We start from the raw sequence: 21,951 nt of genomic DNA on the forward strand, positions 1-21,951 counted from the left end.
ATTTAACCCCGGCGCATTAAATCAAAAAATTCATCATTATTTTTTGTCGAACGCAACTTTTCGATAACGAATTCTAAGGCCTCAATGTCATCCATGGCATAAATTAGTTTACGTAAAATTAAAATTTTCTGAAGAATGTCTGGTTTTAGCAACAATTCTTCTCTTCTGGTTCCTGAGCGCGATATGTTGATGGCAGGGTACACCCTCTTTTCTGCTAGGCGGCGGTCAAGATGGATTTCCAGATTTCCCGTGCCTTTGAATTCCTCGTAGACCACCTCGTCCATACGCGACCCAGTGTCTATCAATGCAGTTGCTATTATCGTTAGACTCCCACCTTCCTCAACGTTTCTTGCGGCACCGAAGAAACGCTTGGGTCTATGTAGTGCATTGGCGTCTATACCACCAGTTAAAACTTTTCCTGATGCTGGAATAACAGTGTTGTAAGCACGGGTCAACCTAGTTATAGAGTCCAAAAGTATAACCACATCACGCTTATGTTCTACCAAGCGTTTAGCTTTTTCTATTACCATTTCTGCGACTTGTATATGCCTGATTGCAGGTTCGTCAAAGGTTGAGCTAATGACCTCACCTTGTACTGAACGCCTCATCTCAGTTACTTCTTCAGGGCGTTCATCAATCAAAAGTACAAGTAAAGTTACCTCTGGGTAATTTGCTGTTATAGAGTGGGCTATGTGTTGCAACATTACAGTTTTTCCAGATTTAGGAGGTGCAACCAGCAATCCACGCTGACCTTTTCCTATTGGAGCAATCATATCAACCGTACGTCCAGTGAGGTTTTCTTCCGATCTTATGTCGCGCTCTAGCGATAGGTGATCAGTTGGGTGCAGAGGAGTTAGATTCTCAAAAAGTATCTTATTCTTTGCCGGCTCTGGGGGTTCTCCATTGACGGAATCAACTTTGATGAGAGCAAAGTAGCGTTCCCCATCCTTGGGCATCCTAATTTCGCCTTCTATGGTATCTCCAGTATGCAGACAAAAACGCCTTATTTGGGAAGGACTTACATAAATATCATCCGTTCCAGCAAGGTAGGAAGTGTCGGATGATCGAAGAAACCCGAATCCATCCGGCAGAACCTCCAACGTTCCATCTCCATATATTGTTTCACCACGTTTGGCATGGTTTTTAAGAATAGCAAATACAAGTTCGTGTTTTCTCAATCGGTTGGCGCCTTCAATTTTATTGGAGGCGGCTATATCCAGTAATTCGGTAACGTGCAAGGCTTTGAGTTCAGATAGGCGCATAGAATCTACTTACTGTAAAATTAAAAAAGAAAATTGAAACCAAGAAAGGGTGCAACTAAACCAGGAGGAACGCCAGACAAAACTTCTCCAAGAAGAAGGTAAACAGATGACTTTCTGGTTACTTGCCAACTATATGTTAGAATCGATGAATGTAGCTAACTGAGACTTGTTCAAAAGACCAACTTTGTGTGACTCAACTTCACCATTCTTAAACAAAATGATGGTCGGAATACCCCTTACAGAGTATTTTGCAGCCAAATCCTTGTTATCGTCAACATTCACCTTAACAAAAAGCACCTTTTTCGAATAACTTACCGACAGTTCCTCAAGTAAAGGAGTGAGCATTTTGCAAGGACCACACCAGGGTGCCCAAAAATCCACAACAACCGGTATGCTGCTCCCCAAAACTGTTTTTTCAAAATCACTTGCATCTTCGACGTTGATTAAGTCACTCACGACATGTCTTCCTCAGGTTATCGTACAGGTGCAACAAGCCCCGATAAACCAGCCGTTGGTGCAAAGCTACAACCAATTTTCAGCTAGATTGATGGGAAACAGGAGCACCAAAAAATGATCCCAACTGCCATCGTGGCAAACCGTACCGTAGAATTATACCACCGAAAATGTTCTAAGGGGAACAAAAGTAAGTCTTTTGTCCTGACATTTATGAGATTGACAGAAAAATCCCACAGTAGCACAGGACAGAGTTTGTCTTACAAAGAACCTCAGTACTGAATATGGAGATATCTTATATGACCTACGTTGTTACTGAATCTTGCATTCTATGCAAATATACGGATTGCGTTTCTGTTTGTCCCGTTGATTGCTTTCGCGAGGGAGTGAATTTTCTCGTAATCGACCCTGAAGAGTGTATAGACTGTGGACTGTGTATTTCAGAGTGTCCAGTTAATGCAATTTTTTCTGAAGACGAGTTGCCAGATGATATGAAGCACTTTTTGGGACTAAACGAACGTCTGGCAAAGCAATGGCCGACAATATACCAGCCCAAGGATCCACCTAGTGATGCTGATAAGTGGGTTAATGTTTCTCAAAAGATTGATTTTATTGATGAAAATCCTTTTAATGAGTGATGTTGGTTTTCACTTTCCTTGGGTGTTGTTTATTCTAGGAATAATATAGGATATATTGGAGCGGGGTTCGGTTTATTTTTTCATCAGCGATGAATTTGGTTTTATATTTTTTGTCGAGTATGTTTTCTATTACGATTTTGTTAATACTTGCAAAGGTCTCTACATGAATAAACCTTGGCTTAGAAGTTATGGTGACATCCCGGAAATTATAGGTGATATTCCTTTTGACTCCTTGGCGGGTATGTTCGTTTCCTGCGTGAAGAAGTATGGGAATAAGGTGGCTTTTCACAGTTTCGGCTGTACTATGACCTACGATCAGGTTGCAGATTACGCCTGTCGTTTTTCTGAATATTTATGCTTTGACAGAAAACTCAACCCTGGTGAACGTATTGCATTAATGTTGCCCAATACCTTTCAATATTTTGTCGCCTTTTTCGGTGCTATTCTTGCGGGAATGGTTGTTGTTAATGTTAATCCTATGTACACAAGCTCTGAGTTGTACCACCAGCTAGTGGATTCTACTCCGTCCTTGTTGGTCGTGACCAGTAGTTTGGCACATGTTGTTGAGGAGGCCTCAGAGAAAGAGGGATTTCCTGTTCGATCAGTTGTAGTAACGAGGATAGGAGATTTATTGTCTTTTTCTAAGCGACATGCTTTGGCTTTGTACACAAAGTACATTCGTCGTTTACCAATGGTGAAGAATGTAGGTTCACTACATACAGAATCTTTGCGTAGCATATTGTTTAAACCCGGTAGTAGTTCGTTCGATGTCGTTAGTAAGTCTTTTACTGAAACTTTTGGGGGGATTTATTCCAAACTGGATGATGTTGCTGTATTGCAATATACAGGTGGTACTACTGGTGTTCCTAGGGGGGCAATGCTGACCCATGGCAATTTTTTGTCCAACATAATGCAGATTATGTGCTGGTTCAAAGGTTCTACCTTAGATTTTGGTAATTCCATGATTGTTACGGCCTTGCCTGTGTACCACATCTTTTCTTTGACTGTAAATTTTCTTACATCTTTTTATGCTGGGTTTGATAACCTTCTTATTATTGATCCCAGAGATACATCTATGTTATTGAAAACATTGAGATCTTATCGTTCAAGGGCAAATATTTTTGCTGGAGTTAATACTCTTTTCAATTCGATGATGAATCATAAGGATTTTAGGGGTGCAGATTTCTCTGGATATGATTGGATTATGAGTGGTGGTTCTTCTACTTTGGAGGAAACTTCCCGTAGATGGACCAATTTGACCGGAACTGTTATCAATGAGTCCTATGGCTTAACAGAAACTAGTCCCGCTGTTTGTTGTATGCCCATGGGAAATTCAGAATTTAAAAGTAGCATAGGAGTTCCAATTCCATCTACAGACGTTATTCTGATCGATGAAAATAATAACATTGTTCCTATTGGTACTCCTGGTGAGATTTGTATTAAAGGCCCTCAGGTTATGAAAGGGTATTGGGGAAGTGACGATGAAGCGAATAAAGTTTTTACTTCTGATGGATATTTGCGTACAGGTGATATTGCTGTAATGGATGAGGAAGGATTCTTCCGTATTGTTGATAGGAAAAAAGATGTAATTATCGTATCAGGGTTTAATGTTTACCCTAGCGAGATTGAGGAGGTTCTTGCAAAGTGCCCTAAAGTTGTGGAATCAGCTATCGTTGGGGTTGATGATTCCTCTTCAGGTGAGAGGATTAAAGCTGTTATTGTTCCTAGGGACTCTTCTCTTACTAGTCAGGAGGTTATCGATTTTTGTAGCAAGTTTCTTACCAGGTACAAAATACCACGTATAGTGGAATTTCGTGATTCTCTGCCCAAATCTCCAGTTGGTAAGGTATTGCGACGACTTGTAAAATAAGTGATTATGCTTAGTCTGCAAGCCCGTAGAGATATTTCTCTCCTTTGTGAGCATTGCTTTTGTCATTTTTTCTGCAGTCATGTTATTAAATAGTCCTCAAGAGAATTCAGTTTTTATTTCTGCGCTTTTTATTTGTGTTAAGTTTTGGCTGTATGTGGATAATAATAATTTCCCAAAACCCGATTGTTATTCCGGGTGTGTTTTTGAAATGACGGACTATGCCCAATTACAAAACAAAAAATTATCGTTTTAATAGAACAAGAGGTTTGTTATCTTGTGCCGCTCTTTTGTTTCCAGGTATATCTGGTGCTTTTTCTCTCGGGCCATTGGAGATTGAAAGCTATTTGGGGCAACAGTTATCAGCTAAAGTTGTTGTTTACCCTTCTCAGATGGAGAATTTAGATGATCTTAACGTAGATTTGGAAAATCAGGTTTCTGATGGATACTACGGACTAGAATCACCTTCTCTTCCTGTTATGTCACAGATAAAGTACTCCTTGGAAAAACATGGAGATCATTATGTTGTCCATTTTAAATCTACTTCTATTGTTGATGAACCACTTATATCTTTTTCAGTGAATTTCTCTCTTGGGGCCCAAACAATTGGTCGTGATTTTACTGTGGCTCTTGACCCTCAAGTTTTTTCTAAGTATAAGCCTACTGCTAACGAAAATTACAATATGAAAGATGATTATTATGATAACGGGCTTACTAACGATTCTTCAAACTTGGGAAAAGTTTCCGGTAACAGTCACGGAAATGGTTTGTCTAGGAATTTCCCCGAGCCTGATTTTGAACATTGGAGCTTAGATTACGATTCTGATTCAATTAGCGATTCTGATGATTGGTCAGAATTGACAGAGGATTTAGATGCAGCTGTTTTATCAATAGATACTGCTCAGGTAGACTCAGACCATGCTGATGTTAATCAACCGGCGTATGTAGTTCAATCTGGCGATACTATAAAGTCTATAGCCAGTAGATATACATATCCTAGTGCTAGGGCAGAAGATATGGCTAATGCCATTCTCCGTATGAATAGTTCTTTGAGAAGTAATGTTGAAGGTAATTTGGTCCCAGGACAAATTGTTATTCTTCCTAATCCTGATCAGTTGAATGTAATCTCCTCTGATAATAGCGAACTATTGTCAAAGGAGGAGGGTGTTTTTGCAAAAAAGAAATTTTATGTTCACAAACAAAAACCATTTTATGGAGAAGAGAAGAAAGTACTTCGGAAGAAGAAGATTGGTAAGAATCACTTGTTGAATAATCATCATGTTACCAAGAAAAATGTTGTCCGTGTAGAATCTGCAGTTTTGAGCTCAACAGGATTAGGTTCTTCTGAGGAGGATATAATTTCTGAGCATCACAAAAAATCATATGATCCTGGGGCTGTATCTGCTCAAGTGAATGCATTGAGAGAGGAAATTGAGAAACTAAAGCAGAAGATAAAAGAAGAAAAAACTACTGTAGCAGATGTAGGTAATGGTTCTGGATCTAGTGTTATTAGCAAATCCCATAAATCTGAAGCAGTTAATCTAGTTCCTGTACCTAAGACTATTGTTCCTGTACCTAATACTAGTGTTCCTGAATTGGCTCAAGATGTTAAGATTTCTGGCAAAACAAATATTGGACCGGGACATAATAATTTGTTACCACCTCCTGGTTTGGTTATCCCAGAGCAAGGAAGTTACGATGGAGATAAATCTGTTGTCGATTTATTGATGACTTTGATTAGTTCTCCTGCAGCAATTACTATCGCGGTTGTGGTGTGTGTTTTGGTGTTTATCGCCTATATCTTGATTAGAAGACGGCGTCGTGTTAAAGAAAATTTGCCGTCTAGTGAGAGGGAAATACATGTTGCTGATGTGAATCCTAGGGGTAGTTCTGCTGAACAGAAGGAGTATATGAGCAGGAATAAGCATGATAATCATGAAGAATCTACTTCCTGGTCTGGTAATCGTGATTGGTCAGTTTCTGATTCTTCGCCTGATGGTAGTAGTATTGGCGGATCAGTTATGAAACATAGGGTTGTTGGTGATCCTATTTCTGAAGCTGATGTGTATGTTCAATATGGACGCTTGGATGAGGCAGCTAAAATTCTTGAAGAAGAGTATCAAAAGAAACATAACGTCGAAGTATCTTTGAAATTGGCGGAGATCTACCATGTTATGAAGAGATTTAGTGATATAACTAAGCTAGCTAGTGGTATGTTGTCTGCTCACGGAGCAACTAGTTCTGATTGGAGCAATTTTGCTAGTGGTATGGACAATATTAATTTGGGTGATTACTTGCCACAAGGTACTGAATCCAAAATTTCTGGTGCTGCCAAATTCGGTGGTTCATTCTTTTCCCCTGGCTCTTTGAAGAAACATAATGATGATTCTGATACCAACGAAGTTGTTTCAGGTAGTGATCGTAAGTTGAAAGCTGATCGTGTTCCAGCTGCTACTAACCGTAGTTCTAATGTGGGTTCTGAAGCTGATGTTAGCGACAATAGATCTTTTAAGCAAAGTGGTAGTTCTACTTCTGCTAAAAATACCGCCACTAAATCAGGTATAGACTTTGTTCCAAAGGATAAAGATAAAAGTGATAATGCCAAAACCAAGACTTCAGGACCATCAGACAATGATATAGACTTTGTTCCAAAGGATAAAGATAAAAGTGATAATGCCAAAACCAAGACTTCAGGACCATCAGACAATGAACCGGAGAAAAGAGATTCTGGCGATGATGGGTTATTGAATTTTGATTTGGATCTGAGCGAATTAAATGAAGATGATGACTGATACGTTATGCTTTGTGCTGGTCGTGCTCTGACATTTTGTTGTACCCCTAATACTCATATTTTCTATTTTTCCCATTTTATTTCCTGTTCTTAGTGCACATTAGAATATAACCATTATAATCCCCATATGTTTTTCTGTTCTGCGATTTGGTTTTAGTATGGGGTAGTTTCCTATGCGCTGGGTGCTTCAAATTGAGTATTTTGGTTACGACTTTTGTGGTTGGCAAAAACAAGTTTTCGTTCCTACCATCCAGGAATCTTTGGAGTCTGCCCTTTCACGTATCGCTGGAGAGAAAGTATCGGTTGTTGCTGCAGGTAGAACTGATAGCGGTGTCCATGCTATCGGGCAGGTGGTTCATTTTGATACTAATGCTGTTCGTCACCATATGGCCTGGGTTAGAGGGGTTAATTCTTATTTGCCAAAATCAGTGCGAGTGTTGTGGGCAAGTCCAATTTCTGATTATTTCCATGCCCGTCGCAGTGCCTTGTCTCGACGCTATAGGTATATTTTATTTATGAGTCCTGTAAGACCGGCATTATTTGCTCACAGAGTATCATGGACTCACCATGTTTTATCCGAAGAAGCCATTTATAAGGCCTTGCCATTATTGGTAGGGTGTTACGATTTTTCATCATTCCGCAGTTCTGAGTGCCAGGCTGTTTCCCCGGTTAGAGAAATTAAAGATGTATCCCTAGTTCGTCAGGATAGTTTTTTGATCTTTGAAGTGGAGGCTAACTCTTTTTTGCAGCATATGGTACGTAACATTATGGGAGCTTTGATTTTTATAGGGCGAGGTTTGTGTGACAGTGACTGGTTATATGAGCTTATACTGCAACGTAGTCGTCTTTTCGCTCCCCCAACTGCCCCGCCAGATGGGCTATATTTACTCTCCGTAAAATACCCGGCACAATACTGCTTTCCGAGCATAGATGGTAGTAATTTTTTACCTTTATGTCCTGGGTGATGTAAATTGGCTAGGAGATATTAATGAGTTGGCTTGATAAGATCTTGCCACCTAAAATTCAGAGAAATCCCGATCTGAGACGTATAGTTCCAGAAGGGGTGTGGTCTAAGTGTTCACATTGTGATGCTGTTTTGTACTACTCTGATGTGGTTAAAAATCTCTATATTTGTCCTAATTGTTCTCAGCACCAACGTTTAAATGCCTCTCTGAGACTAGATTTATTTTTGGATCAAGATGGGCGTGAGTCTATAGGTACTGAAGTCTGTCCTTGTGATCCGCTAAAATTTTTTGATACCAAGCCATATAAGGACCGTTTATCAAAAGCTTATAGTGAAACAGGTGTATCCGATGCTATTTTGGTTATGTTTGGTGCGGTAAAATCTTTACCTGTTGTGGTGGCGGCATTTGATTTCTCCTTTATGGGGGGATCTATGGGATCGGTTGTTGGTGAACGCTTTGTACGAGGTGTACGTTATGCAGTGCAACAGGGATGCCCATTTGTTTGTTTTACCTCATCAGGTGGTGCTCGTATGCAGGAAGGTATGTTTTCCCTATTGCAAATGGCTAAGACTACTGCTGCATTGCATTTTTTGCGTCAGGCAGGATTGCCTTTTATAAGTGTTCTGACTGATCCTACGATGGGTGGTGTATCTGCAAGTTTTGCTTTTATAGCTGATGTAGTTTTGGCAGAACCAGGTGCTCTTATTGGTTTCGCGGGTCCTAGGGTAATTGAGCAGACAGTACGTGAAAAATTGCCGGATGGATTTCAGAGGTCGGAGTTTCTTCTCGAGAAGGGTGCAATTGATATGATTGTTAATCGACACCATTTGAGAGATAAAATTCATAATATATTGAGTTTATTAATGAACGAAGCAAATTAAAATGTCATCTACAAAAGACAAGTCTTTTTGCTTTGATGAGTGGTTCCAGGAAACATTTTACCGTGATCACAGTTGTGTCGATTTGTCTTTGTCGCGCATGGTTGAGGTTAAGCGTAGACTTCCTAAAATTAATGCTCATGTAATATTAGTTGGAGGCACTAATGGGAAAGGATCTACTTGTGCTTATTTGGAGGCAATCTACTGCCGGGCAGGTTATAGAGTTGGATCATTTGTTTCGCCACATCTGATTACCGTTCGCGAGCGTATTAAGTATAACGGTTCTATGTTACCGGAGGAGGTATGGATTGATCTATCATCGTTTCTTCTTTCTAATTTTAGTGATTTAAATTTGACGTACTTTGAGTCAATTACTGCTTTGTCATTTATTTTTTGGCAAAAGTACCATGCTGATGTCCTCATATATGAGGTTGGTCTCGGAGGTGCTTTAGATGCAACCAATGTTCTAGATCCAGAGTGTTCGATAGTTAGCAGTGTCGATTTGGATCACCAGAATTATTTGGGTCATGATCGTGAATCTATTGGTCGTGAGAAGGCAGGTATTTTCCGTAAGGGAAAATTAGCCGTTTGCGGTGATTTATCGCCACCAAGTTCACTATTAGAGTATGCCTTGAAGGAAGGATCAAATATTTGTTGTTTGCAGAAAGATTTTTTTGTTTCCTGGGAGCCAGTTGACTCTAAGCAGTGGAGGTATTCATCTCCCATTGGTGTCTGGAAAGCACTTCCTGTACCATCCATGAGAGGCAGACATCAGCTGAGAAATGCTTCGTGTGCTTTGCGCGTTGTTCAAGAACTGTTTAATCGCTTTCCTGTTTCGGTTAGTGATATTCGTGCTGCTTTTATTGGTACTACCATACCTGGTCGTTTCCAAGTTATTCCTGGCAGGCCGTCTGTTGTTCTAGATGTGGCTCATAATCCCTCCGGAGTGAATTGTTTGCGAGACACACTAATTGATATGCCGTATTCACCCAATACAATAGCAATTTTTTCTTGCCTGCGGGATAAGGATTATTACTCTATGCTTAAAATTATAAAAGATCAGTTTTGCCAATGGTTCGTTTGCGAGTTAACATCTTCTCGTTCGTGTTCTTTGGTGGATATAGTTTCATCTTTGCAAGATGTCGGTGTAGATACTTCTACGGTTCATACTACGTCCGATCCATTTGATTCTTATAATAAGGCCTACCGTAGCGCATCTTTGGATGATCGTATTGTTATTTTTGGTTCTTTTTATCTAGTTGGTTCATTTTTGCAAAGATCTAATTTTTTATGGCATGGATCATGTTTACTATGAAAGAGAAAATTGTGGTACAATCCGCGCCTAGAGATGAGACTCAAACTATTTTGGCCCGTCGTCGTTTGCTTGGTGCTGGTGTTTTAGCTCTGGTTGCTGTGATGTTACTACCTTTTATCTTTCGCGGGCGTTATTTTATTCCTGATAAGCCTTTGCAGCTGGCGATTAATAATTTATCCAGGGCTGATAGCCTAAAAGAGTTTTCGCGACCTGTTCAGCCAATACAGACCGTTTTAATTTATCCGCATAATGATCCTAGGTACTCCCTTCCCTCTGTGGCTGGTTCGGTTAAGTTGCCTGCTGTTTTGTTGAGTAATAACAATCGTAGTTTGACTTCAGATGCTAAAGTTCATTCCTATAGTGATAAGTTTAAAACAGATTCTGTGTCTAAGCGTTTGACAAAAGTTTATCCTGCTCCTGTTGTATCTAAGCATAGTGTTTATCGCCATGTGAAGCCAGAAACCAAAATTGCTATTGACCATCCGGATGTGAATTTTACTTCCGGTCATCGTATAAAACACGCATCAAATTCCGTGGGTACAAAGAAGCCCATGAAGAATAGAAATGATTATCTAAATTAACCATAACAGCTTACTTTTAAGTTTGAGATTTTTTATACGAGTAACAATTTATTAGAAAGGCATTAGTAGTTATGAATGCTTCATATTTTTCTTATTTGTCAGTATTGGACTGGATTATTGTTGTTGTTTTTGTGTTTTCCTTACTGTGGGGTGTACATCGTGGGTTTGTCCGCGATTTTTTCGCTTTGTTGGCATGGTTGTGTGCTTTTTGGATTTTAGGTAGGTACTTTAATGTAATGGTTCGTTGGTTTAATCAACAGCAATTGCCACAGCCTAAAATTTTGGTTCCTATATTCGTGTTTTTATTTTCGCTTTTAATACTTAACATTTGTGGTCTATTATTCTCAGGATTGGTCAGAAAAGCCGATATGGGTGTTCTTGATACAGTGTGTGGTTTATTTACGGGGGCATTTCGTGGTTTTGTATTGTCGTTTGTATTGATATCATTTTTGAAGCAATCTAGCCTATCTGGGAAAGTTTTTTTCCAACAATCTGTGTTTCGTTTTCAGATAGAAGATACATTTGAAAGTGTTTTTCCTTGTTTTTATGCAGATATCAGCAAGTTTTCAAAGAAACGCTATAAGGTGGTAGCAGCTAAGAAAGTAGTATAAATGTGTGGTGTTTTAGGTGTTATCGGTAGCTCTCTTGCCAGTGGGTTGCTCTACGATGGTCTTACTGTGTTGCAGCATAGGGGGCAAGATGCTGCAGGTATGGCAACCATTGATAGTCATGGTCAGTTTCACTTAGTCAAAAATTCAGGTCTAGTCAGAGATGTTTTTAGTGATAAGGAACTTTCAGCTCTGCCAGGGGTTGCAGGTATAGCCCATTGTCGTTACCCAACTTCTGGATCGATAGTTGCTGTTGAAGCTCAACCATTCTACGTTAATTTTCCCTATGGTTTGGTACTGGCTCACAATGGTAATTTGGTAAATGCTGATGAAGTTCGTTTCTCCCTTGAAAATGTTGACTATCGCCACATTAATACTTCTTCAGATTCAGAATTATTGCTTAATGTTTTGGCTCATGAACTAGGTTGTTCATCTAACGGGATTGATTTGACCCCTGAGATTATATGTCATGCTCTCTCTCTTTTGTCCCAACGAGTTAAAGGTGCCTACTCTGTTGTTTGTTTGATAGCAAATCATGGTCTTTTGGCTTTTCAGGATCCATACGGCATTCGTCCTCTTGTTTTGGGTTGTAGAGAAGATAATGGCAATGTTTCTTATATGTTATCTTCAGAGTCGGTTGCACTCGATATAAATGGTTTTAATTTGATTGGAGATGTTAAAGCCGGTGAGATGGTTTTTATTGATTTCTCGATGAATCTTCATCGCTTTCAGTATGCTCCAGGAGTGCTATCTCATCCGTGTTTGTTTGAGTATATTTATTTTTCTCGTCCAGACTCAATTTCTTATGGTTCTTATATTTCTGACGTAAGAAAGATGATGGGGGTGCTTTTGGCAAAAAAGGTTCGTAGCTCTGGATTGTACCAGCATGTTGATGTTGTGGTTCCTATTCCAGATTCTTCTTGCTATTCTGCCTTGTCTTTAGCCTTATCTTTAGGTCTTCCTTACAGTGAGGCATTTGTTAAAAATCGTTATATTGGTCGTACTTTTATTATGCCTGCTCAGTCCTCTCGTCAAAAATTTATAAGAAGAAAGCTTAATCCTATAGTAAGTGAATTTTCTGGTAGATCCGTGTTGCTAGTTGATGACTCTATTGTTAGAGGAACTACTAGTCGTGAAATTGTGCAAATGGCACGTCAATCTGGTGCTTGCCGTGTTTTCATGGCTTCGGCAGCTCCCCCAGTTCGTTATCCTAATCGCTATGGTATTGATATGCCAACTTATGGGGAGCTTATAGCTTATTCGCGTACAGATGATGATGTTTGTCGAGAAATAGGTGCGGATGTTCTTATCTATCAGGATTTGTCTGATCTACAGGATCTTGTATCTGGTTTATCTTCTGATATTTTTAGAGCAGAAACGTCGTGTTTTGATGGCTTATATATCGTAGACTAACTGTCGTTGAGTATTAGCGAACGCCGAATGCTTTTTGATAGGGAGTCACGTATAAGTTGTTTTTCTTTTGGCGTTCCTATTTTCTCTAGTGCGGATTTAATGCTGTCTATTAGGTCAGCGTTGTCGTGTTTTTTTACGCTGTATCTGTTTTTTATAGGGTTGTAAATTTTGTTTACCTTCATAGTAATTGATATCATTATCGATTCAGATTTGCTTGGGTTTTTAATTATTTCTTGAAATCCTTTTAAAATTAATGTTTCTGCTTCAATTTTTAAAATTACTTCTTTATATATGTTTGTAGGCATTATCTCTTTTGTGAGTTCCGATTCTTCATTAGACATACCGTTTAGCTGTTTTGAAATGTAATTATGTACTGTTTGGTATGCAAGTTTGTGCATTTTGGGGTCGCATTTTTGAGGAACTAGTGCTGTCATGACTTCTTTGTATCTCTGTTGCATATCGTCTGAGGTTTTACTTCGTAAAATCATACTAATCTCAGATTTTTCTTTTTCAAATAAGGTGTACATAGCCGCTTTTATGAAAGTAGATATTAGTTCAATGTATTCTTTAGTTGGAAAAACAATTTTATATTTTTTTCTATCTAATTTTTTGCTTATTTTTTCTATAAGTTTGTTCCAGTATTTATTGCAGGGCCTGTCCGCTGTTGTTTCCTCTTTATAAATTGCCATAGTGTTGAAAAGATTGTGTATGTAACTTATGTATCTAATTTTGCTTATGGGATACTTAATCTTATTGTATAAAGATTTTTCATCAAGTTTAAGATCTAGCTGAATTAATACCAATAAAGACATATTTTCGTATGAGCTTGTTTTTCTTACAGAATTACTTATAGCTTCAAATATTAGGAAAGTCATGTAATTTTGTAAAAAATTTTCAAATTCACACACGCTTGTAAAATGCCTATGTATATATAATAAAAACCTTACTAGAAAAGTGCTTTTTATTATTCTGTACAAAAAGAAAGTACATTTCGGCTCTCTAGTTCCGTATTCATATATCTCCTTGAAGCTGATAGATTCTTTGTCTGCTGTGAATGAACTGATCATGCCTATATTCCTGAAGGAAGGAACTGGAAACGATTATGTAATAATTTAAGTTATAGCCCACTTAAGACCATTTTAGCTTTCCAGTGAAAAACCATTCCTGCACATAGTGGAATTACTTTTTTCTCGTTTGGAAGTATGGTGGCGCAAGGTACTTTCCATTCTTCCTTTATCAAATGAAGTTCTTCGTTATTTGTCTCTTGATTATAGAAATTGGAGCCAGCAATGCTACTGAAGTGCTCTAGTCTATCAATATAACCATGTGATTCAAAAATAGTTGCATAAAGTTCCATAGCATGTGGGGCTGTATAACAACCAGCACAACCACATGAAGACTCTTTATGATCTGATGTATGAGGTGCAGAATCTGTTCCTAAAAAGAACTTTGATTCCCCAGATGTTGCTGCCTCTACCAGTGCTAATCTATCTTCTTTTCTTTTTAACAATGGCATACAGTACCAATGAGGACGCAATCCACCATCAAAAAGTGCTTTTCTGTCAAATGCTAAATGGTGAGCTGTTATCGTTGCCGCAGTATTGGGAGTTTGTTTAACATATTCTACAGCTTGTCGTGTTGTTATATGCTCCAAAACAACTTTTAGGTCAGGAAACTTTTTTTGTAGAGGAAGTAGCTCATCCTTAATAAACACTTTTTCTCGATCAAAAGGATCTACAGATGGCAATGAGCTTTCACCATGTACGCAAAGTACAATGCCGTAATCAATCATGGCCTGTAAAACATCTGGATTTATGGAAGTGTTTTGAGCTATACCGCATGCGGAGTTAGTTGTAACCCCTTTGGGGTACCATTTTATGGCCAGTAAGTCTTTATTCTTAGACATATTATACACTTCATCTGGTAATAGTGTCGATGTTAAATAGAGTGACATAAACGGCGTAAATGTACTACCGCTTGGTTTTACCTTATTAATTCTCTTCCTATAGCCTATTGCATCTTCGACAGTGGTTAAAGGGGGATCCAAGTTTGGCATTACCAGAGCTCGCTTAAATTGTCGGCATGTGTCTTGGATGATAACGCTGGTAATGTCTCCGTCTCTTAAATGTAGGTGCCAATCATCAGGTGCTTTTATTACAAGATATTTTTTCATCTATATAAGGCCATTCTGTGTAATGAACACATAGCATTTTACTTAGGTGTTTATCTTTTTCCAAGCACACTATTGTGTCGTAGACGACCACATACTTAATGGAGAATAATATTTTTTTAAGCCTCTTGTATACTTTGAGGTCGTCGCTTATCCATACTATGTATTGGTACTCATTTCTTTTTATGGATTGCAGTCTGTTACCTACGATATCTCTGTAGCGATTGATGTTTTTGAGAGTTCGTTCGTATTCTATAGCAAATGCGCACCCAGCCGGTGATGTGCAAATTGCGTCTACTCTTGAGGTTTGTTCGCCGATGAAAGCAGATTGGCTCTTGTTTATCCATTTCGTCCATCCAGCATGATGGGCCAAAATCCTTATTTTTTGTAGTGTTAGTGTGTGTTGGTATTGTTTTATGTGTCTAGATTTCCTTCTAGTGGTAATGCGTGTGAGCACCTCTTGTTCCGTTAATAGCAGCATTTCTCCGTGTGTTGTAATTCCCCATATGCTAATAATCTTAGCAGGTGAAATTGTGATAGTTTTTTCCCATACGATCGAAGATGATTTCAGCCCAATCATTATTTTCTTTATTGATTGAGTATTTTTTAGTTTTAAGAGCATTTGTAGAATACTTATAGTTGTGTATGGTTCATCTTTTATGAACGACAGAATTTTGTCAATTTTTTGTTGATGGATAATTCGAGCTTGGTTTATAGGAAGCAATTTCTGTGATCGGTCTTTTTTAGATAAGATCATATGGTGAAGTGACTCCATGTTCGCAGGGTTTATATTGATGTACCTTAGGGAGTATTTTAAATTGTTGTGGCAAAACTTTAATTGGTGTGCAGCGTATAATATATGCAGGCCCATCTCCAAATATAAGCCCTACACTAGCGTTTTTCTTGCTTTGAGGCTTGGGTAGATGACTTATTATTCCAGCATGAATGTGTGGTTTAAAGGTATTTTTTTGATAATAGTACCCTGATATTTTCTCAAGTGTGTTTAGAGTGTGTCCGTGAGAAATTCTGTAAATGAATTTTATAGAAGTGTTTGTCATAACTATGGATTCTACGGCTTTGGGGTTGACAGAGCTTGATTCTAATAGATTGCCAATGTCTTGGAATGCTAATAGTAAATGGACATTTTTGTCGCGTATAGTAGAAAGGGATGTAAGCATAGTTTCTGATAAAACATACCTGAGTTCATCTATGAATAGCCCAATTGAAGGACATTTTCTAAGGTCTCGTTTTTCAATTATCTGAATAATTATTTGTAATACCAACCTCATTGCAGATTGTACCCTTGGTTGGGATGTGTTTCCAATTACATAAATTATATGCCCCGGTTGGATTACATCTGCAAGAGATAGACCGGAATGGGCTTGAAGCGCAGGTAGAAATCCTAATTGCTGACATTCTCTCCAAAACGCATGCTTTTTGTAAATCTCCTTTATATTTCCTGCCTGTTTTAAAAATTCAGGAAAACACATTTTATTTTGATATATTATATTTGATGATAGTCTAGCTGCATCTCTATCCTCACCTCTGTAAAAATCTACACCTGCATTCCCAGAATTGTGTAACTGGAAAGCTGATATGAGCATCATTTCTATGTCGGCTGGTAGTGCATCTTGAAATGGGTTTATTTGAGGTGGGGCTTGGGGTGACAGATCTAAAATGTGGAACTTGTTATTTTCTTCTAGGTAATCATATAGGGTGTTAATCATCTGCAGATCACGTTTGGGATCGAAAATAATGCTGCATTCGTTAAAATTTTTTGTGCATTGGGCTATGATGCTGGTTGCTGCCATGGTTTTTCCGCAACCACTTTCTCCGATGAAGGCGATGTGATTTTTCTGTAGCTGCTCTAATGGCCAGAACAGGGGGTCGTTATGTGTAGTTAAACCAATAAATACTCCTTTTTTAGGGTTAATGTATCTTATTGTTTCAAATGTTTTTTGGCATTCTCTCATCATCGATACAGCATGAAAGATGCTTTGATGTTTGTTGATGCTGAGTGTGATTTTGACTGCTGATACTAGCTTTCTTATAAGGAAGAGCATTAGTCCTACTACATCACCTAGCACAGATATCATCTCCATGTTTAAAGGCAAGACCACGATCAAGAAAGTACTGGTACAATTTGGGGTTTGTTATAATTTTTAATTAGTTGCGCAGATTCTTGAATAATATTATTGGATCTTGGTAGATTATTATAGTACTATAGCTTGCTTTTGTACCAGGGAGAGTTGGCAGAGCGGTTGAATGCGGCAGTCTTGAAAACTGTTGTGGGTGTAAACCCACCGTGGGTTCGAATCCCTCACTCTCCGCCAAATAAATACGCAATTGTAGGAATAATAGTGCACTGTGTTCTGGGTTTAGAAGATGATGTGACTGGTGTTTAGAAAAAACGCAAAATGATCAAAATTCTACTTTGAGTTGGGGCGGATGATGTTGTTCTCAATTTCGGTTTCTATGATTCTATCTAGCCTTGCTTCTAGCGCTCTTATTATGCAAATTTTGTCGATTTCGTCAAAATTCGATAATTCGTAGTCTGGGTTAGATATGTGATAGAGTCCGCTTAGTTTTGATACTATTACATCCCTAGTAATTGAGACTTGATTTAGTTCTAGTACGTGGTTTTTGAGCATGATTTTTAAAAATAACGGATTTTGGAGGTAGCGTTCTTCTGCACTTATTTTATATTCCTTTATGTTCTTCTTAATAACCTCTTTCCACACGTAGAATATACTGTCCATTGATGTTTTCGTCTCGCGTAACACCTTTTTTCTTGCTAGATTATTTGCAATTGAATCCAGCTCCTCTGGTAGTATTTTACGATTAAATTCACGTGCTATTTCTTCTGCGATAATGTCAAATATGTAGAATGTGGCTTCCATTCTGCATTTTTTTGATAATGTCCATCCATTAAAAGCGCATATATCAAGCAATGAGTAAATTTTTTTATATATTTTTCCATTTGAAGTGTTGTACATGAACACATCTTTAAATATTATTTCACATAGATTTTTAATAGACTTAGTTTTGCAGTGTTGTAGGTAGTGATCAATGCCATTTTTACGTATTTTATGCATATCAGATTTAAAATTATTATTTATAAATACTAATATAGACTTGATGGATCTTTTTAGTAATACATGAAAACTAGGCGATGTAACATTCATTTTTTTTATGAATTCTTCTACTTTTACATCAAAATTGTGGGGGCTTTTTTCGATATCGTAATATTCTTTTTGGCTAAATGCTGATTTGAAATAATCATCTACGTCTTCTAAGTTTCTTCTTTCAAGATTAACAATACTTCTAATGGCATCCAACAACGGTAATGATTCTATTTTCTTTGATTCTTCTCCAATTAATCTCTTGATTTCATCAGAGTTTTCATAGATAGAAACCCTAAATCTACTGCAAAATAACATGTACGTTTCGCGAACAATATTTTTCTTAGTGATGTATGCTATGACATTTTTAATGCGTAGTATTTCCTTCGTTAGCTCAAAGCATAAAAATGATTTGCTGTCTCCTAAGAAGTATCGCATTATGTCTGAATGCAATACAAATGAACAAATGTCTGTGCTTTTACTTAAATTTGATAAAATTCTGTCAACTTCATATGAGTTATAATTTGTTTCCGGTATTTCATTTGTCCATGAACTCACTGCACTGTTAACTTCATTAACAATGTTTATTTGTCTTATTGTTTTGTTGGCAGTAAAATGCAGTATCTTTCCAGATAGGAAGTTTGACTTTCTTTCTTCGAAATATTTTCGTATATCATTTGCCGCAGAAATTTCAACTTGATTTAATGCTTTTGATAATTTGCTTTCTACACATATCCAAGTTTTACCGTAGTTCTTTAGTTCATAGCTTTTTGATTCATCACTATTCGATGATTTGCTAGCCCTTATAGTGGTTTTAGTAAGTTTATTGTTTATGTTAGCGAGACATTCTTGGGTAAATGTAAACTTTGATGCAGGTATTAGTAGAGACTCCATTTCTGTTTTTAGTTTTTCAACCGAGAGCACATAAGTTCTTATGAAGAATTTTATATTCTTTGTCCAGCATTTATCAAAGATAGTTAATATGTGTCTTTTAGCGTGCTCACTTCTATCAAAAGGTAGTAATTTTTTTCTTTTACCGTGGAAGAAGTATTCGTCTTTTATTGCTTCGTATAATAAATTTGTAAATTCTTCCGGTGGTAAAACTTGACTTTTAACAAAATTAGTCAATTTACTTATAATTATTGATATTTTTTTCGGTCCAGGATACTCTTGGTAGGAAAGTTCTTTTGTTTTTTTAGCTACTGTGTAAATAGATTTATTTTTTGATTCTAGGTTAAACGCAGATTGTAATTTTTCTATTTTTGATAATACCGAAGCTTCTAAGCTTATGTTTGCATAGTTACATATCTTGCTTAAAATAATAGATTCATATTCATCATACTTAGACCATGTAACTGAGTTTACCGATTTAATTATGTACAAAATACACCTAGATAGATCAATTCTATCTAATTTTTTTTTTATAGTTACCACTGATTTTTTGTTATTTCTGAGAATATTAACTATATTCTTGTGTATTTCAGACTTATATAATCTTTTTAGTGCTTTGAAGGCACATTGCCCTAAAATTATAGCTGATAGACTCTTTACTGAATAAATATTTAGGTGTGTCATACAGTCGCCAAGATTATTAATCTTTGCTGCAATTTCTTTAAAATCACTATCTATGGCATTGATGATTTTGTGTATTTCTTTTGATATTTCAGCAACTAACTCATTAGAAAAATTATCAGCAGTTATAATTCTTATAGAATGATGAATTTTCTTGGGATTTTTTTCTGAATATGGCAAATTATCCGATGATATTGCTATTGGTAGTTTATATTTATTAAATATCCATTTTGCATAAAATTTAACTATTTTTCTGGATATTTTTTTGGGATTAAAGCTTAATTTTCCTGTAGGACCAGATAAAGCTTTAGTTTCAGTTATAAAATCAAATGCCAGTAAATTAAATATTATTTTAGGTTCTTTTTCTATGTGTGAACGAATAATTTTTTTTGCATGGTTGAAGATAGATATACATGCATTTGGTAATGCTCCTATATTAGTAAAACTAAGTACTTTGTGACTATAATTTAAGTTATACGTTTCAACTACCATCCTGTTAATAACTCCGTCACTATACTCTGCTGTTAATACTTTTTTTATCCTTGCAATAGCTTCTCCTTTTGTAATTTTATTCCTATGATATAGAGTTATTGTATTTATTACAGCAGCTGGTTTTCGTTGCAAAATACTGTTTCGTTTTTTTACTACTACAGACACTATGTCTTTTGCTATACAATCGGATATTTCTTTATTTTTTTGTGGCATCAATTGATCGTGGATTTCTTGATTATCGGGCATGTTTTGGTTAATAGAGTTGTCGCTTTTTAATTTTTTCCATAAAGGTGTATTTCTTTTAATGTCTTCGAGAAAATCTGATATGTAAGGTTGATATTTGTTGTAATTGTTTCCTTTAGATATAATATCTTTCATTACTTCGAAGTGTGTGTAACATAATATAGATATAAATAAATTTTTAAATAAACTGTTATTATGTCCTTCGTCTTTTGTTTTGGAACCAATAATTCCAATGTCGCTTAGTCTTTTTTTCAAGCATACAGAATAGTTTTTGTTGAGATAAGAACAGCAAATCCTTTGTGAGGATTTCATATAGAATTTCCTGTTTTTTCGTAATTCTCCTGAGGATAGTAACGAAATTAACTCGTAGGATATTTTGAGGTCATTGGATTCTTTTTTTTGTCTTTTCATGATTTTGTTAAAAATATTTCTTCTTATCATTCTAATGCATGCATGTGCTGTTCTTTCTTTAATCGATTCAATTAATACTAATGTATCGTAATCAAGAAATTTGATAAGTTTATCGTATTCTTGAATTTTGTTTTCCGATAATATTTTACCAATGGATTCCAATTCAATACTATTTATTCTTGTTCCAGTATTTAAAGGTATTTCTCCATATTCCCATTTTGTATCATGTGTTACCAAAAATGTTATTCTTTTATCACGGTTATCATTGTCTTCATATTTGTAGCAACTATAGCAATTATGACAATTTTCACTTGGTTCTAAATTTTTTACCCATGGTAAGGAGAGGTCGTGTGGTTTTTTATTTTCTACATTATCATTAGTGCTTGAGTAACTAGGTTTAGTATTATCATACCCCTCGCATCTTAGGTATTCCTCTATTTCTCTGATTTTAATTCTATCTTCGTCTGTTATGTCCTGATTTATCCCCGGTGCAGATTTATCCTCATCGATGCAAGTTATGCCAATTATGTCATCTAAATCGTCAAGTGATTTTTTATCAAGTACATGAGGCAATTCTTGCGTACCATCATCTTTTATTGCAACCGTAAAGGAATTTGTAGAACTGAAATTACATAATAAATCTTCAATTATATCTTCTTCGTTTATAATTGGTTGAGAACTAGTTCTATAATTAATTTCTCTTTCTACTCTTTCTATAAACATATTAATTTCATCAGCAACATTGGTTTCTGATGATTCTGGTTGATAATTTTCATTTGTGATTGGATCACTGTACTGTGTGGTGAAGTTCATATGCTATTAAAAACATTGTTAAATAGATGAAAACTAACCTCTGCAAACTATAATCAGAGAATGAATGTAATCCTATAAGATATTATTCTATCCTATCAATTCTAAAATTTTGAAACAAAAAATTGGTTTCGTATTTTTTATTTTATGAGGTTGAAATACAAATATAACCTAGCTACTGTTTAGTTGTTAGAGATATTTTCATATTATTATTTTAGTCTACAGTCTTTATTTGCTTGGTATAATGGGTTATTCATTGATCATACTAAACAAGCTAAAGCCAAATATATATCAAGTGAGAAGTTTTTTTTGTTTCTTATCTCAACATTAGTAAGTGTGGCTTGCTTTATTTGTGTTTTC

General features: G+C 36.6%; 17 protein-coding genes and 1 tRNA gene. 11 read left to right on the forward strand and 7 right to left on the reverse strand.

Features of this window, described 5'->3' with window-relative positions:
• Positions 1–2: 2 nt before the first annotated feature.
• The gene (rho, locus tag Arg41_RS04620) at positions 3–1,262 is read right to left on the reverse strand and encodes a transcription termination factor Rho (protein ID WP_092343062.1); all 1,260 of its coding nucleotides are present in this window, start codon (positions 1,260–1,262) and stop codon (positions 3–5) included.
• Between the two features lie 129 nt (positions 1,263–1,391).
• The gene (gene trxA, locus Arg41_RS04625) at positions 1,392–1,718 is read right to left on the reverse strand and encodes a thioredoxin (RefSeq protein WP_092343063.1); all 327 of its coding nucleotides are present in this window, start codon (positions 1,716–1,718) and stop codon (positions 1,392–1,394) included.
• A gap of 114 nt (positions 1,719–1,832) precedes the next feature.
• Between trxA and Arg41_RS07930 the strand changes: the two genes are divergently transcribed.
• The 10 genes from Arg41_RS07930 to purF all read left to right on the forward strand — a co-directional run bounded on the left by Arg41_RS07930 (position 1,833) and on the right by purF (position 12,771).
• Positions 1,833–1,997 (forward strand): hypothetical protein, encoded by a 165-nt coding sequence (locus tag Arg41_RS07930; protein ID WP_157722278.1) that lies wholly within the window; start codon positions 1,833–1,835, stop codon positions 1,995–1,997.
• 17 nt (positions 1,998–2,014) lie between these two features.
• Complete coding sequence (gene fdxA, locus Arg41_RS04630) at positions 2,015–2,353, forward strand: ferredoxin FdxA (protein WP_092343064.1); 339 nt, start codon at positions 2,015–2,017, stop codon at positions 2,351–2,353.
• Positions 2,354–2,516: 163 nt separating this feature from the next.
• Positions 2,517–4,223 (forward strand): AMP-binding protein, encoded by a 1,707-nt coding sequence (locus Arg41_RS04635; RefSeq protein WP_139057350.1) that lies wholly within the window; start codon positions 2,517–2,519, stop codon positions 4,221–4,223.
• A gap of 218 nt (positions 4,224–4,441) precedes the next feature.
• Positions 4,442–7,012: a type IV pilus assembly protein FimV gene (locus Arg41_RS04645; RefSeq protein WP_092343067.1), complete on the forward strand. Its 2,571-nt coding sequence runs from the start codon at positions 4,442–4,444 to the stop codon at positions 7,010–7,012.
• Positions 7,013–7,184: 172 nt separating this feature from the next.
• On the forward strand, positions 7,185–7,976 hold the full coding sequence (gene truA, locus Arg41_RS04650) for a tRNA pseudouridine(38-40) synthase TruA (RefSeq protein ID WP_092343068.1): 792 nt from the start codon (positions 7,185–7,187) through the stop codon (positions 7,974–7,976).
• Between the two features lie 23 nt (positions 7,977–7,999).
• A complete protein-coding gene (gene accD, locus Arg41_RS04655; RefSeq protein ID WP_092343069.1) occupies positions 8,000–8,857 on the forward strand; it encodes an acetyl-CoA carboxylase, carboxyltransferase subunit beta in 858 nt (285 codons plus the stop codon).
• A gap of 1 nt (position 8,858) precedes the next feature.
• The gene (locus Arg41_RS04660; protein ID WP_092343070.1) at positions 8,859–10,169 is read left to right on the forward strand and encodes a bifunctional folylpolyglutamate synthase/dihydrofolate synthase; all 1,311 of its coding nucleotides are present in this window, start codon (positions 8,859–8,861) and stop codon (positions 10,167–10,169) included.
• The gene (locus tag Arg41_RS04665) at positions 10,157–10,750 is read left to right on the forward strand and encodes a hypothetical protein (protein ID WP_092343071.1); all 594 of its coding nucleotides are present in this window, start codon (positions 10,157–10,159) and stop codon (positions 10,748–10,750) included. Before Arg41_RS04660 ends, Arg41_RS04665 begins: the two co-directional genes overlap by 13 nt.
• A gap of 71 nt (positions 10,751–10,821) precedes the next feature.
• Complete coding sequence (locus Arg41_RS04670) at positions 10,822–11,361, forward strand: CvpA family protein (RefSeq protein WP_092343072.1); 540 nt, start codon at positions 10,822–10,824, stop codon at positions 11,359–11,361.
• Positions 11,362–12,771: an amidophosphoribosyltransferase gene (gene purF, locus Arg41_RS04675; protein ID WP_092343073.1), complete on the forward strand. Its 1,410-nt coding sequence runs from the start codon at positions 11,362–11,364 to the stop codon at positions 12,769–12,771. It abuts the gene before it with no gap.
• Here purF and Arg41_RS04680 read toward each other — a convergent pair.
• From Arg41_RS04680 to Arg41_RS04695, 4 genes are read right to left on the reverse strand one after another with little or no spacing between them, the layout of a single operon-like run.
• Positions 12,768–13,838 (reverse strand): hypothetical protein, encoded by a 1,071-nt coding sequence (locus Arg41_RS04680; RefSeq protein WP_092343074.1) that lies wholly within the window; start codon positions 13,836–13,838, stop codon positions 12,768–12,770. The genes purF and Arg41_RS04680 overlap by 4 nt on opposite strands.
• 50 nt (positions 13,839–13,888) lie before the next feature.
• Positions 13,889–14,944 carry a dihydroorotase gene (gene pyrC, locus Arg41_RS04685; protein ID WP_092343075.1) on the reverse strand — a complete coding sequence of 352 codons (1,056 nt, stop codon included), beginning with the start codon at positions 14,942–14,944 and terminating at the stop codon, positions 13,889–13,891.
• Positions 14,913–15,698: a hypothetical protein gene (locus tag Arg41_RS04690; RefSeq protein WP_092343076.1), complete on the reverse strand. Its 786-nt coding sequence runs from the start codon at positions 15,696–15,698 to the stop codon at positions 14,913–14,915. The genes pyrC and Arg41_RS04690 overlap by 32 nt, the downstream gene beginning before the upstream one ends.
• Positions 15,685–17,037: a type IV secretory system conjugative DNA transfer family protein gene (locus Arg41_RS04695; RefSeq protein WP_157722279.1), complete on the reverse strand. Its 1,353-nt coding sequence runs from the start codon at positions 17,035–17,037 to the stop codon at positions 15,685–15,687. Before Arg41_RS04695 ends, Arg41_RS04690 begins: the two co-directional genes overlap by 14 nt.
• Positions 17,038–17,184: 147 nt before the next feature.
• Here Arg41_RS04695 and Arg41_RS04700 point away from each other — a divergent pair.
• A tRNA-Ser gene (locus Arg41_RS04700) sits at positions 17,185–17,274 on the forward strand.
• 96 nt (positions 17,275–17,370) lie between these two features.
• On the opposite strand, the gene Arg41_RS04705 is transcribed toward Arg41_RS04700, so the two are convergent.
• Positions 17,371–21,594 (reverse strand): hypothetical protein, encoded by a 4,224-nt coding sequence (locus Arg41_RS04705; protein ID WP_092490521.1) that lies wholly within the window; start codon positions 21,592–21,594, stop codon positions 17,371–17,373.
• Between the last annotated feature and the right edge of the window lie 357 nt (positions 21,595–21,951).

The organism is Candidatus Ichthyocystis hellenicum, assembly GCF_001460935.1.
Lineage (GTDB): Bacteria > Pseudomonadota > Gammaproteobacteria > Burkholderiales > 2013Ark19i > Ichthyocystis > Ichthyocystis hellenicum.